Annotated in this window: 16 protein-coding genes and 1 pseudogene; 16 read left to right on the forward strand and 1 reads right to left on the reverse strand. The window is 70.0% G+C overall.

Annotated features, from left to right (window positions below; all coding sequences use genetic code 11):
• From J7357_RS16250 to recO, 8 genes and pseudogenes are all read left to right on the forward strand, one after another.
• Nucleotides 1-482: pseudogene (locus J7357_RS16250) on the forward strand (hypothetical protein); the annotation flags it as partial.
• A 90-nt stretch (nucleotides 483-572) separates the two neighbouring features.
• Nucleotides 573-2,105 carry a DegQ family serine endoprotease gene (locus J7357_RS16255; protein WP_209248085.1) on the forward strand — a complete coding sequence of 511 codons (1,533 nt, stop codon included), beginning with the start codon at nucleotides 573-575 and terminating at the stop codon, nucleotides 2,103-2,105.
• Between the two features lie 173 nt (nucleotides 2,106-2,278).
• On the forward strand, nucleotides 2,279-4,069 hold the full coding sequence (gene lepA, locus J7357_RS16260; protein ID WP_043092734.1) for a translation elongation factor 4: 1,791 nt from the start codon (nucleotides 2,279-2,281) through the stop codon (nucleotides 4,067-4,069).
• 101 nt (nucleotides 4,070-4,170) lie between these two features.
• Nucleotides 4,171-4,971, forward strand: a complete 801-nt coding sequence (gene lepB / locus J7357_RS16265; RefSeq protein ID WP_010340595.1) for a signal peptidase I — start codon at nucleotides 4,171-4,173, stop codon at nucleotides 4,969-4,971.
• Between the two features lie 20 nt (nucleotides 4,972-4,991).
• Nucleotides 4,992-5,369, forward strand: a complete 378-nt coding sequence (locus J7357_RS16270; protein WP_043092733.1) for a DUF4845 domain-containing protein — start codon at nucleotides 4,992-4,994, stop codon at nucleotides 5,367-5,369.
• On the forward strand, nucleotides 5,359-6,039 hold the full coding sequence (rnc, locus tag J7357_RS16275) for a ribonuclease III (RefSeq protein ID WP_209248087.1): 681 nt from the start codon (nucleotides 5,359-5,361) through the stop codon (nucleotides 6,037-6,039). The genes J7357_RS16270 and rnc overlap by 11 nt, the downstream gene beginning before the upstream one ends.
• Entirely contained in the window at nucleotides 6,036-6,941 is a 906-nt protein-coding gene (gene era / locus J7357_RS16280) for a GTPase Era (RefSeq protein ID WP_152237260.1), read from the forward strand. Before rnc ends, era begins: the two co-directional genes overlap by 4 nt.
• Nucleotides 6,942-7,172: 231 nt before the next feature.
• Nucleotides 7,173-8,024 carry a DNA repair protein RecO gene (gene recO, locus J7357_RS16285; RefSeq protein WP_209248089.1) on the forward strand — a complete coding sequence of 284 codons (852 nt, stop codon included), beginning with the start codon at nucleotides 7,173-7,175 and terminating at the stop codon, nucleotides 8,022-8,024.
• A 450-nt stretch (nucleotides 8,025-8,474) separates the two neighbouring features.
• Here the strand turns inward: recO and J7357_RS16290 are convergent, their stop codons facing one another.
• On the reverse strand, nucleotides 8,475-9,185 hold the full coding sequence (locus tag J7357_RS16290) for a response regulator (protein ID WP_209248091.1): 711 nt from the start codon (nucleotides 9,183-9,185) through the stop codon (nucleotides 8,475-8,477).
• Between the two features lie 152 nt (nucleotides 9,186-9,337).
• On the opposite strand from J7357_RS16290, the gene rlmD reads away from it, so the two are divergent.
• The 8 genes from rlmD (at nucleotide 9,338) to J7357_RS16330 (ending at nucleotide 16,470) form a co-directional block, all read left to right on the forward strand.
• Nucleotides 9,338-10,666, forward strand: a complete 1,329-nt coding sequence (gene rlmD / locus J7357_RS16295) for a 23S rRNA (uracil(1939)-C(5))-methyltransferase RlmD (RefSeq protein ID WP_209248093.1) — start codon at nucleotides 9,338-9,340, stop codon at nucleotides 10,664-10,666.
• 88 nt (nucleotides 10,667-10,754) lie between these two features.
• Nucleotides 10,755-11,279, forward strand: coding sequence for a CYTH domain-containing protein (locus J7357_RS16300; protein ID WP_209248095.1), 525 nt, complete (start codon nucleotides 10,755-10,757; stop codon nucleotides 11,277-11,279).
• Between the two features lie 124 nt (nucleotides 11,280-11,403).
• Nucleotides 11,404-12,078, forward strand: a complete 675-nt coding sequence (locus J7357_RS16305; protein WP_209248097.1) for a DsbA family oxidoreductase — start codon at nucleotides 11,404-11,406, stop codon at nucleotides 12,076-12,078.
• A 348-nt stretch (nucleotides 12,079-12,426) separates the two neighbouring features.
• The gene (nagZ, locus tag J7357_RS16310) at nucleotides 12,427-13,434 is read left to right on the forward strand and encodes a beta-N-acetylhexosaminidase (protein WP_209248099.1); all 1,008 of its coding nucleotides are present in this window, start codon (nucleotides 12,427-12,429) and stop codon (nucleotides 13,432-13,434) included.
• Nucleotides 13,434-13,988: a hypoxanthine-guanine phosphoribosyltransferase gene (locus J7357_RS16315; RefSeq protein WP_010342284.1), complete on the forward strand. Its 555-nt coding sequence runs from the start codon at nucleotides 13,434-13,436 to the stop codon at nucleotides 13,986-13,988. The genes nagZ and J7357_RS16315 overlap by 1 nt, the downstream gene beginning before the upstream one ends.
• A gap of 85 nt (nucleotides 13,989-14,073) precedes the next feature.
• Nucleotides 14,074-14,826 (forward strand): S-methyl-5'-thioinosine phosphorylase, encoded by a 753-nt coding sequence (locus J7357_RS16320; RefSeq protein ID WP_087943469.1) that lies wholly within the window; start codon nucleotides 14,074-14,076, stop codon nucleotides 14,824-14,826.
• Between the two features lie 88 nt (nucleotides 14,827-14,914).
• Nucleotides 14,915-15,121 (forward strand): cold-shock protein, encoded by a 207-nt coding sequence (locus J7357_RS16325; RefSeq protein ID WP_003488188.1) that lies wholly within the window; start codon nucleotides 14,915-14,917, stop codon nucleotides 15,119-15,121.
• A 98-nt stretch (nucleotides 15,122-15,219) separates the two neighbouring features.
• Complete coding sequence (locus J7357_RS16330; RefSeq protein ID WP_209248101.1) at nucleotides 15,220-16,470, forward strand: NAD(P)/FAD-dependent oxidoreductase; 1,251 nt, start codon at nucleotides 15,220-15,222, stop codon at nucleotides 16,468-16,470.
• Nucleotides 16,471-16,608 lie beyond the last annotated feature (138 nt).

Below are 16,608 nucleotides of genomic sequence, written 5' to 3' on the forward strand. Positions count from 1 at the left end.
CCACGCCGCAGGTCCCGACGCCTGCGCCGGCGCCCGCCGATCCGCAGGGCGATCTCGCCGCCGCCGTCGCCGCCGCGCCGGCGATGGCGATCGCCGCCAATCGTCGCCAGGAGGCGGCCGCGGCGGCGCGACGCGAGGCCACCCGTAGCGAACAGGCGGTACGCACCCGCAACGTCCCGGCTGAGCGCGCCTACGCCGCCGCGGCCCCCGCCAGGCCGCAGGCCAAGGCGTCCGCACAGACCCCGTTGGTGGCGCCGGTCGCCGCGCCGACCCTGGTCGCGCAACGCGCCAACGATCCGTTCGGGCACCCGGCAACGCCGTTGCAGGCCCGGCCGTGGCCGCGCTCGACCCTGCCGGCCGCCGACGGCGGTGAATTCACCGCCAGCTTCCCGCGCAGCGGCGCGGATCCGGCGGCGTTCTATCCGTTCGAACCCCGCCTGCCTGCCGACGCGGCGACCAACCCGCCGCCGCAGCAGCCCTGAACCCCGCGCGCCGGTCTTTCGTCCCGGCGCGTGGTCCCCGTTGCTTCGTCCCCTCGTTCTTCCCCTTCCCGAACCGGAGGCTCGCGTCCGATGACTCACCGTATCCGCCACCATCTGTTGGGCCTGCTGGCGCTGACCGTGCCGCTGGCTGCCTGTGCGCAGCAGCCCAGCCCCAGTGCCGCCAGCGCCCCGCCGCCGGCGGCACAGTCCGCGCCGGCGCCGCAGCTGGTCGGCAACCTTCCCGACTTCACCCGGCTGGTCGAGCAGGTCGGCCCGGGCGTGGTCAACGTCGAGACCACCATCAGCCGCCGCGCCGCGGCGGCGCGTTCGGGCGGCGGCATGCCCGACGACGACCAGATGCCCGAGTTCTTCCGCCGCTTCTTCGGGCCGGACGGCATGCCGGGCATGCCCGGGCAGCCGCGCGGCGGCGCGCCGGACGACGACGGCCCCGCGGGCCGCTCGATGGGCTCGGGCTTCATCATCTCGCCCGATGGCTATGTGCTGACCAATCACCACGTGGTCGACGGCGCCAGCGAGGTCAAGGTCAAGCTCACCGACCGCCGCGAGTTCACCGCCAAGGTGGTCGGCAGCGACCAGCAGTACGACGTGGCGCTGCTGAAGATCGACGGCAAGAACCTGCCGACGGTGCGCATCGGGGACTCCAACCTGCTCAAGCCCGGCCAGTGGGTGGTGGCGATCGGCTCGCCGTTCGGCCTGGACCACTCGGTCACCGCCGGCATCGTCAGCGCCACCGGCCGCAGCAATCCCTACGCCGACCAGCGCTACGTGCCGTTCATCCAGACCGACGTGGCGATCAACCAGGGCAATTCCGGCGGCCCGCTGCTCAATACCCGCGGCGAGGTGGTCGGCATCAACTCGCAGATCTTCTCCGCCTCCGGCGGCTACATGGGCATCAGCTTCGCGATCCCGATCGACCTGGCGATGAGCGCGGTCGAGCAGATCAAGAAGACCGGCAAGGTCACCCGCGCCCAGCTCGGGGTCATGGTCGGCGCCATCGATTCGCTGAAGGCGCAGGGCCTGGGCCTGCCGGATACGCGCGGCGCCCTGGTCAACCAACTGGTGCAGGGCAGCCCGGCGGCCAAGGCCGGGCTGGAAGTGGGCGACGTGATCCGCACGGTCAACGGCACCGAGATCGGCGCCTCCAGCGACCTGCCGCCGATGATCGGCGCGATGCAGCCGGGCGCCAAGGTGCGCCTGGGCATCCTGCGCGACGGCAAGCCGCGCGAGCTGACCGTGCAGCTGACCGCGCTGGCCGACGACGCCCAGCCCAACGCCGGCCCGGTGGTGGGCGACAACGCCGCGCCGGCCACCGGCGCCAATGCGCTGCTCGGCATCGAAGTGGCCGACCTGGACGCCGCCACCCGCCAGCAACTGGGCGTGGAGCCGGGCAAGGGCGTGCGCATCACCGCGGTGACCGGCCGCGCAGCGCGCGACGCGCAGCTGGTGCCGGGCATGGTGATCCTGCAGGTCGGACGCACCCCGGTCGGCAGCGTGGCCGCCCTGAACCAGCAGCTGAGCGCCTACAAGAAGGGCGACGTGGTGATGCTGCTGATCCGCGTGCGCGACACCACCAGCTTCGTCGCGGTGCGCGCCGGCGGCTGATCCCGCGCGCCCGGCGAAGGCCGGGCGCCATCCCGGGCGCCGATCCAGACGGGTCGGCGCCCCGGAGCAGGGGCGAATCCGGCGGCCGTCACCAGCGGCCGCCGGCCATGCGATAATGGCCCGTTATCCTGACGACGGTCCTGGCCGCCGCCCACCTCATGTCCTCTGATTCGATGCGGAACATCCGCAACTTCTCCATCATCGCCCACGTCGACCACGGCAAATCGACCCTGGCCGATCGCATCATCCAACTTTGCGGCGGCCTGCAGGCACGCGAGATGGAAGCGCAGGTGCTCGATTCCAACCCGATCGAGCGCGAACGCGGCATCACCATCAAGGCCCAGTCCGTGTCGCTGCCGTACACCGCGCAGGACGGGCAGGTCTACCACCTGAACTTCATCGACACCCCCGGCCACGTCGACTTCTCCTACGAGGTCAGCCGCTCGCTGGCCGCCTGCGAGGGCGCGCTGCTGGTGGTGGACGCGGCGCAGGGCGTGGAGGCGCAGTCGGTGGCCAACTGCTATACCGCGGTGGAGCAGGGCCTGGAAGTGGTGCCGGTGCTGAACAAGATCGACCTGCCCACCGCCGACATCGAGCGCGCCAAGGCCGAGATCGAGGCGGTGATCGGCATCGACGCCACCGACGCGGTCGCGGTCAGCGCCAAGACCGGACTGAACGTGCGCGACGTGCTGGAGGCGATCGTGCTGCGCATCCCGCCGCCGGTGCCGCGCGACACCGACAAGCTGCAGGCGCTGATCATCGACTCCTGGTTCGACAACTACCTGGGCGTGGTCTCGCTGGTGCGGGTGATGCAGGGCGAGATCAAGGCCGGCGACAAGCTGCTGGTGATGTCCACCGGCCGCACCCACCAGGTCGACAGCGTCGGCGTGTTCACGCCCAAGCGCAAGGTGCTGCCGGCGCTGCGCGCGGGCGAGGTGGGCTGGGTCACCGCCAGCATCAAGGACGTGCACGGCGCGCCAGTCGGCGACACCCTGACCCTGGCCGGCGACCCGGCCAGCAAGCCGCTGCCGGGCTTCCAGGAAATGCAGCCGCGCGTGTTCGCCGGCCTGTTCCCGGTCGATGCCGAGGACTACACCAACCTGCGCGAGGCGCTGGACAAGCTGCGCCTGAACGACGCGGCGCTGCGCTTCGAGCCGGAAAGCTCCGAGGCCATGGGCTTCGGCTTCCGCTGCGGCTTCCTCGGCATGCTGCACATGGAGATCGTGCAGGAGCGCCTGGAGCGCGAGTACAACCTGGACCTGATCAGCACCGCGCCGACCGTGGTCTACGAGGTGCTCAAGACCGACGGCTCGATCATCAGCATGGACAACCCGGCCAAGCTGCCGCAGTTGAACATGGTCGAGGAAATCCGCGAGCCGATCATCCGCGCCAACATCCTCACCCCCGAGGAATACATCGGCAACATCATCAAGCTGTGCGAGGAAAAGCGCGGCAGCCAGATCGGCATCAACTACCTGGGCAGCCAGGTGCAGATCAGCTACGAGCTGCCGATGGCCGAGGTGGTGCTGGACTTCTTCGACAAGCTCAAGTCGGTCAGCCGCGGCTACGCCTCGCTGGACTACCACTTCGTGCGTTTCGACGCCGGCCCGTTCGTGCGCGTGGACGTGCTGATCAACGGCGACAAGGTCGATGCGCTGTCGCTGATCGCGCACCGCAGCCACGCCGACCGCCGCGGCCGCGAACTGTGCGAGAAGATGAAGGACCTGATCCCGCGGCAGATGTTCGACGTGGCGATCCAGGCCGCGATCGGCTCGCAGATCATCGCCCGCACCACGGTCAAGGCGATGCGCAAGAACGTGCTGGCCAAGTGCTATGGTGGCGACGTCTCGCGCAAGAAGAAGCTGTTGGAAAAGCAGAAGGAAGGCAAGAAGCGCATGAAGCAGGTCGGCCGCGTGGAAATCCCGCAGGAAGCCTTCCTGGCCGTGCTGCAGATGGACAAGTAGCCGGGAGTCGTGAATAGGGAATGGGGAATCGAAAGAGCGCATGCTCTTGCCTTCCCGATTCCCCGTTCTCCATTCCCTATTCCCATTCCGAAGGAATAAGAATGAAATGGTTTGAAATCGCGCTGGTGGTCCTGACCTTCGCCACCGGCATCATCACCCTGCTGGACAAGCTGTTCTTCGCCAAGCGCCGCGCCGCGCGGGCCGGGTTGCTCGACAGCGAGCCGGTGATCGTCGACTACTCGCGGGCGTTCTTCCCGGTGCTGGCGGTGGTGCTGATCCTGCGCAGCTTCATCGCCGAGCCGTACAAGATCCCGTCCAGCTCGATGATGCCGAACCTGCTGGTCGGCGATTTCATCCTGGTCAACAAGTTCTCCTACGGCTTCCGCCTGCCGATCACCAACCAGAAGATCATTCCGGTCGGCGAGCCCAAGCGCGGCGACGTGGTGGTGTTCAAGCCGCCGCACAAGCCGGACGAGAACTGGATCAAGCGCGTGATCGGCCTGCCGGGCGATCGCATCGGCTTCCACGGCGATACCCTGTACATCAACGGCACGCCGATGAAGTACAAGGTCATGGGCGAGTACGTCGGCAAGGGCAAGGGCGCGGAAATGACCGGTGCCACGCTGCTCACCGAGTACCTGCCGGGGCGCACCCACACCGAGCTGGAATGGATCGACCGCAACAATCCGGCCGGCCAGGGCGACTGGGTGGTGCCGCCGGGCAAGTACTTCGTGATGGGCGATAATCGCGACAACAGCGAGGACAGCCGGTTCTGGACCCAGACCCATTTCCTGCCCGAGGAGAACCTGCGCGGCAAGGCGTTCCTGATCTGGCTCAATTGCGAAGGCTGGTTTTGCAGCGGCAGTTTCGATCCGTCGCGGATCGGGACGACCATTCAGTGACTTGCGTGAGGGGAAGCGCGATGAAGCACAAGCAAAGTGGCATGACCTTGACCTCGTTCGTGATCGTGCTGGCGGTGGTCGGATTCTTCGTCTACATCGGCATGAAGCTGTTCCCGATGTACATGGAGTTCTATGCGGTGCGCTCGGCGATGAAGGGCCTGGCGACCGAAGCCGGCAGCGCCGAGATGGATCCGTCGCAGGCCAAGGCCTCGCTGTTCCGGCGCCTGGACATCAACAATTCGGACAACGTCAAGCCCGGCGACGTCACCTTCGAGCGCACCGATACCGGCGTGAAGATGCACGTGGCCTACGAAGTGCGCCGCCCGCTGATCGCCAATCTGGACGTGGTCGGCAAGTTCGACGCCACCCAGGACCTGTCGACGCGTGGTGGCCAGTAAGACCATCCTGCGCGGTGACCGCATCGGTCACCGCTTCGCCGAGCCGCAGTTGCTGGCGCAGGCGCTGACCCATCGCAGTGCCGGCGCGCCGCACAACGAACGTCTGGAATTCCTCGGCGACGGCATCGTCAACCTGCTGATCGCCGAGGCGCTGTACCAGCGCTGGCCCAAGGCCGACGAGGGCGCGCTGACCCGCGCCCGCGCCGAGCTGGTGCGCGAGGCGTCGCTGGCCGCCATCGGCCGGCAACTGGAGCTGGGCGAACGCCTGACCCTGGGCCCGGGCGAGATGAAGTCCGGCGGCCATCGCCGCGACTCGATCCTGGCCGATGCGGTGGAGGCCGTGGTTGCGGCGATCTACCTGGACGCCGGCCTCGAGACCTGCCGCGCCACCATCCTGCCCTGGTTCGAGGCCGCGCTGGCGGCGCTGCCGGTGGGCAAGGTGGAGAAGGACGCCAAGACCCGCCTGCAGGAATGGCTGCAGGCCCGGCAGCGGACCCTGCCGGCCTACGAACTGATCAGCGAGACCGGCGACGACCACGCCAAGCTATTCCGGGTACGCTGCGTACTCGCCGAGCCCGCCCTGCTGACCGAGGGCGAGGGCACCTCGCGGCGCCTGGCCGAGCAGCAGGCCGCCGCCGCCGCCATCGAGCAACTGGATTCGAGCAAGTGAACGAACAAGCGACCACCCCTTACCGCAGCGGCAGCGTGGCCGTGATCGGCCGCCCCAACGTGGGCAAGTCCACCCTGACCAACGCCCTGGTGGGCGCCAAGGTCAGCATCGTCTCCAACCGGCCGCAGACCACCCGGCACCGGCTGCTGGGCATCGCCAGCTTCCCGGCCGGCCAGTTGCTGCTGGTCGATACCCCCGGCCTGCACCGCGAGCAGAAGCGCGCCATGAACCGGGTGATGAACCGCGCCGCGCGCGGTTCGCTGGAGGGCGTGGACGCCGGCCTGCTGGTGATCGAGGCCGGGCGCTGGGACGAGGAGGATACGCTGGCGTTCAACGTGCTCAGCGACGCCGGCATCCCGGTGGTGCTGGTGGTCAACAAGGTCGACCGGCTCAAGGACAAGACCGCGCTGCTGCCGTTCCTGCAGCAGGTCAGCGAGGGCCGCAGCTTCGCCGCGGTACACCCGATTTCCGCGCTCAAGCGCAAGGGCCTGGAGGCGCTGGTGCGCGACCTGTTGGCACTGGTGCCGGAAGCGCCGCCGATGTTCGGCGAGGACGAGATCACCGACCGCAGCCAGCGCTTCCTGGCCGGCGAACTGGTGCGCGAGCAGTTGATGCGCCAGCTCGGCGAGGAACTGCCGTACGCGACCACCGTGGAGATCGAGCGCTTCGCCGAGGACGGCGCGCTGCTGCGCATCGGCGCGGTGATCTGGGTCGAGCGCGAAGGCCAGAAGGCGATCGTGATCGGCAAGGGCGGCACCCGCCTGAAGGACATCGGCGCCAAGGCCCGCCAGCAGATGGAGCGCCTGTTCGGCGCCAAGGTGTTCCTGGAGACCTGGGTGCGCGTGCGCGAGGGCTGGTCCGACGACGAGGCGGCGCTGAAGGCGTTCGGGTACGGGGAGTAAAGCCGGGAATGGTGAATCGGGAATCGGGAATCGGATTTCCGCGCCTCCGGGACAATCATGTTGTGTGTGGGGGCGGCTTCAGCCACGTGCGTTCCCCCGGTAGCGCCCGTTGCGGCTGAAGCCGCTTCTACACGACGCTGGCTCTTTCCGATCGTTGGACGATGACGCGGCCAGGGACGGCATGCTGTTCCATTCCCTATTTCCCACTCCCCATTCCCAGCCTCTGCAGCCTTGATCGAGCACGAACCCGGTTTCGTCCTGCACGCCCGGCCCTGGCGCGAGACCAGCCTGCTGGTGGAAGTGCTGAGCGTGCACCACGGCCGGCTCGGAGTGCTGGCGCGCGGTGTGCAGGGGCCGAAGAAGCAGGCCTTGCGCGCGGCGCTGCAGCCGCTGCAGTCGATCCGCTTCAGCGCGCAGCGGCGCGGCGAACTGGCGCAACTGCGCGCGGCCGAGGCGCTGGATGCGGCGCCGCGGCTGAGCGGCGAGGCGATGCTGGCCGGCTTCTACATCAACGAACTGACCCTGCGCCTGGCCCCGCGCGACGATCCGGCGCCGGACCTGTACCTGGCCTATGCGCGGGTGCGCGCGCGGCTGGCGGCCGAGGCGCCGTTGGCCTGGTCGCTGCGCTGCTTCGAGCGCGACCTGCTGGAGGCGCTGGGCGTGGGCTTCGACCTGCGCCACGACGGCGACGGCGAGCCGATCGACCCGGCCGCGCGCTACGTGCTCGACGCCGAACACGGACCTCGCCGGTTGTTGAGCGACCGCGGCCACGACCAGCGCAGCGGCATGGCCACCGGCCGCGCGCTGCTGGCCCTGGCCGACGACACCGAGCCGGCTGCCGAGGATCTGCCTGGCCTGCGCCGCGGCATGCGCGTGGTGCTGCTGCATCACCTCGGCGGCCGCGGCCTGAAATCCTGGGAAATGGTCGAGGACCTGGCACGGCAGCGCAGCGCCGCCGCGGCGCCGGAGACGGCACTCCGCGCGGCGACGCCCGACGCGGACGCCGATCCGGATTCCACGTCCGACGCGATGGCGGAGTCCATGGCGGAAGAGGCGAAGGTGCCGCCGTCCGCGGCGTCGTGACCGCTCCGGATCGGCGGTGCGAGCGCCGCGGCCAGACGGGCAGCCAGGTCCATGGCGGAAGAGGCGAAGGTGCCGCCGTCCGCGGCGTCGTGACCGCTCCGGATCGGCGGTGCGAGCGCCGCGGCCAGACGGGCAGCCAGGCGACCGCACACGTCACCAGATGCACGTTTTTTTGTAGGAGCGGCTTCAGCCGCGATGCCCGTTCCCGGTAACGCCTGTCGCGGCGGAAGCCGCGCCGACGGGAGATTGGAGATGCACTTCGGTCGCGCCATCACGCACCATCGCCGTCGCATGAATCGATGACAGCAGGTGGGCGAGGGCGGCCGCGGCCTGCACCGCCCTGGCAACGTCCGGGAGCGCGCGGATCCAACCGAAGTCGCGTCTCCCCCAGCCCAATCGGACGCCGATCGGCACCCCCAATCCCCAATCCCCAATCCCCAATCCCGGCATTCAGTGCAACAACGCCGCCACCGCCTCGCTGAACTGGTGGCGGGCCTGCGAGGAGGCCGGGTCGCCATGCAACTGGCGCACGGCGCGCGCCAGGCGCGCGGCGCCGACGAAGCCGCAGCTGGCCTGCAGCCGGTGCAGGTGGTTGCGCACGGCCTGGTCGTCGCTGAGTTGCAGGGCCGAGGCGACCGCGTCGCGGGTGCCGGGCAGCTCGGCCAGGAACAGCTCGCGCAGCGCGATCAGATGCGCGCGCTCGCCGTTGAGCGCGGCCAGCGCGGTGGTCTCGTCCCAGTCCAGGGTCGGCTCGGCGGTGCCGGGCGTGCCGCCGGAGCGGCCGCGCGCCAGCAGCCGGCGCACCGATTGCAGCAGCCGTTCGGTGCTGAGCGGCTTGAGCAGCACGTCGGCGAACCCGGCATCGAGCAGCTGCGCGCGAACGGTGCCGCTGGCGTCTGCCGTATGCGCCAGCCCGAGGGTGCCGGGGCGCTGCCGCTGCAACTGGTGCAGCAGGTCGCTGCCGCTGCCGTCGGGCAGGTTGGCGTCGATCAGCCACAGGTCGTGGGCCTGCGTCTGCGCGCGGTCGAGGGCGCTGGCGACGGAGTCGGCCAGGTCCACCTGGGCCGGCAGCGCCTGCAGGGTCGCGTCGAAGAAGGCGCGGCTGATCGGGTCGTCTTCGACGAGCAGCAGTCGCGTTACCGGATCCTGGGTCGATACCATGCTGATGCCTCCATGCGGCGTGGTCGCATCCCGCGCGGCGGCGCGCGTGCGTCCGCGCCACTTTGCCTCGCCGGCGCGGCAATCGCAAGCCGGTCCCGGCGCGGCCCATCTGCGACAATGGCGGCCCTTTTCCGCCCGCAGCCTGTTGCCACGTGGCCCGATCCAGAAACCGTCTCGACCGCACGCCCTTCCAGACCGACATCGCCGACCTCAGCCACGACGGCCGCGGCGTGGCCCGCCGCGAGGGCGACAAGGTCGCCTTCGTCGCCGGCGCGCTGCCTGGCGAGACCGTCCTGGCCGAACCGACCGCGCGCAACCGCCACTTCGACGAGGCGCGTACCGTGCAGGTGCTGCAGGCCTCGCCGCAGCGGGTGACGCCGCGCTGCCCGCATTTCGGCGTCTGCGCCGGCTGCGTGCTGCAGCACCTGGCCGAGGACCAGCAGATCGTCGCCAAGCAGCGGGTGCTGACCGAGAACCTGGAGCGCATCGGCCACGTGACCCCGCAGGCGGTGCTGCCGGCGCTGACCGGCGCGCCGTGGGGCTACCGGCGAAAGGGCCGCTTCTCGGTGCGGCGGGTGGAGAAGAAGGGCAAGACCCTGGTCGGCTTCCGCGAGCAGGATCCGCGCTTCGTCGCCGACCTGTCGGTCTGCCACACGGTGATCCCGCAGATCGGTTTCAAGGTGACCGCGCTGGCGGAACTGGTGGAGAGCCTGGACGGCAAGCGCGACATCCCGCAGATCGAGTTCATCGCCGGCGACGCCGCGGTGGCGCTGACCTTCCGCCACATGCAGCCGCTGAGCGCGCGCGACCAGGACGCGCTGATCGCCTTCGCGCAGCAGCACGACTTCGCCATCTTCCTGCAGCCCGGCGGCGTGGACAGCGTGCATCCGCTGTATCCGCAGGAGGTGCCGCTGTCGTTCCGGCTGCCGCAGTGGGACGTGGAACTGGCGTTCCGGCCGCTGGACTTCATCCAGGTCAATGCCGCGCTCAACGAGAAGATGATCGCGCACGCGCTGGCGCTGCTCGATGCGCAGCCCGGCGACCGGGTGCTGGACCTGTTCTGCGGCCTGGGCAACTTCACCCTGCCGCTGGCGCGCACCGTGCGCGAGGTGGTCGGCGTGGAGGGCGACGCCGGGCTGGTGGCGCGCGCGCGGGAGAACGCGCTGCGCAACGGCCTGGACAACGCCCAGTTCTTCGCCGCCGACCTGACCCAGGACCAGCGCCAGGCGCCATGGATGCGCCAGGGCTTCGACAAGCTGCTGCTGGACCCGCCGCGCTCCGGCGCGTTGGAGGTGCTGCAGCAACTGCCGTTGAAGCAGTTCCAGCGCATCGTCTACGTCAGCTGTCATCCCGGCTCGCTGGCGCGCGACGCCGGTTACCTGGTCAACGAACAGGGCTTCGTGCTCAAGGCCGCCGGTGCGATGGACATGTTCCCGCATACCGCGCATGTGGAGAGCATTGCGGTGTTTGAAAAGCCGTGATTCGGGATTGGGGATTGGGGATTTGCAACGGCGCCTCCGCGCGCTGGCTTATGCTTTAACCAATCCCGAATCCCCACTCCCCAATCCCATGCCCTTAGAAATCGAACGCAAATTCCTTGTCACCCACGACGGCTGGCGCGCGGCGGCGCATGCGGTGATGCCGATGGCGCAGGGCTATCTCAACGACCAGGCAGCGTTGGCCAGCGGGGCGCAGAAGGCGTCGGTACGGGTGCGGGTGCAGGGCGAGGACGCGTTCCTCAATCTCAAGTCGCGCGAGCTCGGGCACACCCGCCAGGAGTTCGAGTATCCGATTCCGCTGGACGATGCGCGCGCGCTGCTGGCGCTGTGCGTGGGCGGGCTGATCGACAAGCGCCGGCATCTCGTGCAGTACCAGGGCCACCTCTGGGAAGTGGACGAGTTTCTCGGCGACAACGCCGGGCTGGTGGTCGCCGAGATCGAGCTGGACAGTGCCGACGAGGCATTCGCCAGGCCCGACTGGCTCGGCGCCGAAGTCACCGACGACCCGCGGTACTACAACGTGGCGCTGGCGACGTGTCCATTCTGCGAATGGACGGGATTGGCGAGTCGGGATTCGGGATTGGTAAAAGCGTAAAGCCAAACGCCGCACGCGGCCCGCTTTTGCGAATCCCCAATCCCCAATCCCCAATCCCCGCTTCTCGCGGCAATCGGGCTTATGCTTTTACGAATCCCCAATCCCCAATCCCCAATCCCCGCTCATGCGCATCGACATCTGGTCCGACGTGGTCTGCCCCTGGTGCTGGATCGGCAAGCGCCGGTTGCAGCAAGGTCTTGCGTCGCTCGGCGCGGAGGCGCCGGCGCTGGAGATCCACTGGCATCCCTATCAACTGGATCCGGACGCCGGCACCGAGCCGGTGCCGTTGCGTGAGGCCTATGCGGCCAAGTTCGGTGGTGCGGCGCGCACCGAGCAGATCCTGGCGCAGACCCAGGCCACCGCGCGTGCCGAAGGCCTGCCGTTCGACTTCGGCCGCGGCCAGGTGCGGGTGACCACGCTGCCCGCGCACCGGTTGCTGTGGCTGGCCGCGCGCGAGGGCGATGTCGACGCGGTTGCCGAGGCGCTGTTCCATGCGCACTTCGCCGAGGGCCGCAACCTGGCCGAAGTGCAGACGCTGTGCGATGCCGGCACCGCGGGCGGGCTGTCGGCGGCGCGGGTGCAGGCGCTGCTGGACGGCGACGAGGGCCTGGACGAGATCGAGGCGGAATTGCGGCAGGCGCAGGCCATGGGCATCCGTGCCGTGCCCACCTACGTGATCGATGGCCGCCAGGCGCTGCAGGGCGCGCAGCCGCCGGAGGTGTTCGCGGCCACCGTGCGCGGCCTGCTCGCTGAAGCCCAGGCGGGCCACGATTGCGGCCCGGACGGCTGCGCGGTCTAGACGTCGCGCGCCAGCCAGCGTCGCAGGAGGCGAGGGGCGGCCCACGGTGCTGCGCAGGCGTCCTGCTGATGCCCATGCCGGCTCGCCGCGCACGTCTCCCGCATCGCGCGCGTGCCAGCCAGGCCGGCCAGGCAACGGGCCGCGAGGCCGCCTTGCGCGCGCGGACCGGGCGGACTGCAGCGCGGTCCGGTCCTGCTGCGCTGCCCGTCGCCGCGCGCGCCTCAACTCGGACGCGTTCGTTACCGCGACGTGTCAGCTGACAGAGGGGCGACCTGCTGCCGACGCCGGCATCTGCGACAATGCCGGCCCACAGGCGCCTGAACCGCGCCGGCAGGAGGAATCCCCCGCATGCTCGCGATCGGCGTTGCCGGTACCGAACTCACCGCGCAGGAGCGCGACTGGCTGCAGCACGATGCGGTGGCCGGCGTGGTCCTGTTCAAACGCAATTTCGCCTCGCGTGCGCAGGTAAGCGAGTTGAGCGCGGCGATCCGCGCCGCGACGCCGCGGCCGCTGCTGCTCTGCGTGGACCAGGAAGGCGGCCGCGTGCAGCGCTTCCGCGAGGGCTACAGCGCGCTGCCGCCGTTGCAGGGCTTCGGCGCGCTGTACGCGCGCGATCCGGCCGCGGCGCTGCAGATGGCCGAGCAGCATGCCTGGCTGATGGCCAGCGAGATCCGCGCCAGCGGCATCGACCTGAGCTTCGCCCCGGTGCTGGACCTGGCCCGCGGCAACCGCGCCATCGGCGACCGCGCCTTCAGCGACGACCCGCAGGTGGTCGCGGCCTTCGCCGCGGCCTATGTGCGCGGCATGCACAGCGTCGGCATGGGCGCCACGCTCAAGCATTTCCCCGGCCATGGCACCGTGCTCGAGGACACCCACGTCGACGACGCCGAAGACCCGCGGCCGCTGGAGACCCTGCGCCAGGAAGACCTGGTGCCGTTCGCCGCCGGCATCGCCGCCGGCGCCGACGCGGTGATGATGGCGCACGTGGTCTATCCGCAGGTTGCGCCGGAACCGGCCGGCTACTCCCCGCGCTGGATCCAGCAGATCCTGCGCCAGGAACTGGGTTTCCGCGGCGTGGTGTTCTCCGACGACATCGGCATGGCTGCTTCGTTCGCCGTCGGCGGCGTCGCCGCGCGGGTCACCGCGCACCTGGACGCCGGCTGCGATGTCGTGCTGGTCTGCCACCCGGAACTGGTCGAGGAATCGCTGCAGGCCGTGCGCGACCGCCCGCTCAACACCGCCGCGCTACTCGGCCTGATCGGCCGCGGCGGCCTCGGCTGGGACGGCCTGCTGGCGGACGCCCGCTACGGCCACACCCAATCCCATCTCCTCTCCACCTTCGGAAAAACCGCCTGATGTCCACTCTCACCATCGCCCAGGCCCTGGCCCAGGCCGACCTGCTGGTCGATCGCCCGCGCATCGACCAGGCCATCGCCCAGATGGCCGACGCCATCGCCGCCGACTACCGCGGCGAGACCCCGGTCTACCTGACCATCATGCACGGCGCGCTGCCGTTCGCCGGCCAACTGGCGCTGGAACTGGGCAGCCGCGGCCAGGACCTGCAACTGGACTACCTGCACGCCACCCGCTACCGCGGCGAGACCGTCGGCGGCGAGCTGGTGTGGAAGCACCGCCCGGCCACCGCGCTGTACGGTCGCCGCGTGCTGCTGCTCGACGACATCCTCGACGAAGGCCTGACCCTGAAGGCGGTGCGCGAGTGGTGCCTGGAGCAGGGCGCCACCGACGTGCGCATCGCCGCGCTGACGGTCAAGCGCCACGACCGCTGCGTGCCGGGGGTCAGCGCCGACTACATCGGCGTCGAGGTGCCCGACCGCTACGTGTTCGGCTTCGGCATGGACGTCAACGAGGCCCTGCGCAACCTGCCGGCGATCTACGCGATGAAGGAGTAAGCGGACAGGCGAGTCTCGCCTCCGCCGCCGTCGTTTGCCGCTGCCGGCGCGCGTCGCCGGCGCAGGCGTTCCCTTCCGTTCGAGGATCCGCATGGACAACATCGCACTGGCCGTCATCGGCGGCACCGGCGTCTACAAGCTCGCACAGCTCGACGACGTGCAGACCCACGAGGTCGAAACGCGCTACGGCGCGCCCTCCGGCCCGGTGCGGGTCGGCACGCTGCTCGGCCATCGCGTCGCCTTCCTGGCCCGCCACGGCGAAGGCCATTCGCTGCCGCCGCACAAGATCAACTACCGCGCCAACCTTGCTGCGCTGCAGCAGATCGGCGCCACGCGGGTACTGGCGCTGAACACCGTCGGCGGCATCACCGAGCGCTTCGGCCCGCGCGTGCTGGCCTGTCCCGATCAGCTCATCGACTACACCTGGGGACGCATCTCCACCCTGTGCGAGGAGCCGGGCAGCGAGGTGCTGCACGTGGACTTCGGCCATCCGTATTCGCCGCTGCTGCGCAGCAAGATCCTGGCGGCCGCGCGCGTCACCGGCACCGCCCTGGTCGATGGCGGTTGCTACGCCGCCACCCAGGGCCCGCGCCTGGAAACCATCGCCGAGATCGCGCGGCTGCGCCGCGACGGCTGCGACCTGGTCGGCATGACCGGCATGCCCGAAGCCGGGCTGGCGCGCGAGCTTGGCCTGGACTACGCCTGCCTGGCGATCGTGGCGAACTGGGCGGCCGGCTGCGGCGACGCCGAGGAGATCACCCTGGCCGAGGTGCTGGCCAACGTCGAGGCGGCCTCGGTCGGCCTGCCGGAGCTGGTGGGGGAACTGGCGCGCGGGTGATTGTCTTCGCTGCGCAAGCTTTGCATACTCCGCCGGTGCGGCTGCCGCACAACCACCACCCATTCACTGCAAAAGGTCTCGCATCACCATGCCGAACGGTACCGTCAAGTGGTTCAACGACGCCAAGGGATTTGGTTTTATTTCTCCGGAAGACGGTAGCGCCGATGTGTTCGCGCACTTCTCCGCGATCAACTCCAAGGGCTTCCGCAGCCTGCAGGAAGGACAGCGTGTCAGCTACGACGTGACCCAGGGTCCGAAGGGCGCGCAGGCCTCGAATATCACGCCGGTCGAGTAAGCGCTCGCGTTGACTCGGTTGTGCCTTGAACCCCGCTTCGGCGGGGTTTTTTGTGGGAGACGCCGCCACCGTGGCGGCGTTCGCAGACAGTGGACGCAATGAAGCAAGGACTGCAGATCGGGATCATCGGTTACGGCACCGCGGGCCAGGCGCTGGCGCTGCTGCTGGCGCGCGACGGGCATCGCGTGCAGGTGTTCGAGCGCGCCGCCGAGCCGGGGCCGGTCGGTGCCGGCTTCCTGCTGCAGCCGACCGGCCTGCAGGTGCTGTGGCGGATCGGCCTGCTCGAGCAGGCGCTGGCCTACGGCGCGCCGGTGCGCCGTCTCTATGGCGAGACGCCGTGCGGACGCGCGGTGATGGACATGCGTTACCGCGACCTGGACGCGCGCCTGTTCGGGCTGGGCATGCAGCGCGGCGCCTTGTTCGCGCTGCTGGCGCAGGCCTGGGACGGCTACGCCACCTTGCAGCGCGATACGCGCATCGTCGCCATCGACGACACGCTGCGCCGGGTGCAGGACCAGCACGGCCGCTGGCACGGGCCGTTCGACCTGGTGATCGCCTGCGACGGTTCGGCCTCGACGCTGCGTGGGCAGGTGCAGGCGACCCGGCTGGACCGGGTCTATCCGTGGGGCGCCTTGTGGTGCCTGCTGCCGCGCGGCGACTGGGCCTTCGCCGACGAACTGCGCCAGCGCTACGTGGCCGCACGCAAGATGATCGGCCTGCTGCCGGTGGGCACCCGCCCGGGCGATGCCGAGCCGCGGGTGAGTTTCTTCTGGAGCCTGCCGACCGCCGAGTTCGAGGCCTGGCAGGCGCGCGGCATGCAGCCGTGGCTGGAGGAGATCGCGCAGCTGTGGCCGCAGGCGCGCGAACGCCTGGCGCAGATCGACGCACCCGCGCAACTGGCGCGGGCCAGCTACCGCGATGCGGTGCAGCGGCACTGGTACCGCGGTCGCCTGGTCCTGGCCGGCGATGCCGCGCATGCGATGAGCCCGCAGCTGGGGCAGGGCGTCAACATGGCGCTGATGGACGCCTGGGCGCTGAGCGAGAGCCTGCGCACCGCGCCGGACATCGACGCGGCACTGGCGCGCTACCAGACGCAGCGCCAGGCGCACGTGGCGGTGTACCAGTTCTGGAGCCGCTGGCTGACCCCGCTGTTCCAGTCCGAGCGCGATCTGGTGGCGCGGCTGCGCGACGTGGGCATGCTGCCGGCCGGGCGCATGCCGGGGGGCCGCGGACACATGCTGCGCGTGCTCAGCGGCACCCAGCACGGCTGGTTCGGCAAGCTGCCGCTGGCGCCGGAGTTTTTCGAGGTGTTGCAGGAGGCGATGGCGCGGCGCGTGGCGCTGCCGTAGGCGGCGAGATCGCGGACGCGGTTGGACGCGAGCTTCGGTGATTCGTCGCGGCGACGGTGCGTGCAGAGCGCAACGCAGCGAGCGCGGTCCGACGGCGATGGTGCCATGGTGTCGTAGGAGCGGCTTCAGCCGCGACCG

The sequence above is a fragment of the Xanthomonas sp. D-109 genome, from assembly GCF_017746095.1.
Taxonomy (GTDB): domain Bacteria; phylum Pseudomonadota; class Gammaproteobacteria; order Xanthomonadales; family Xanthomonadaceae; genus Xanthomonas_A; species Xanthomonas_A sacchari.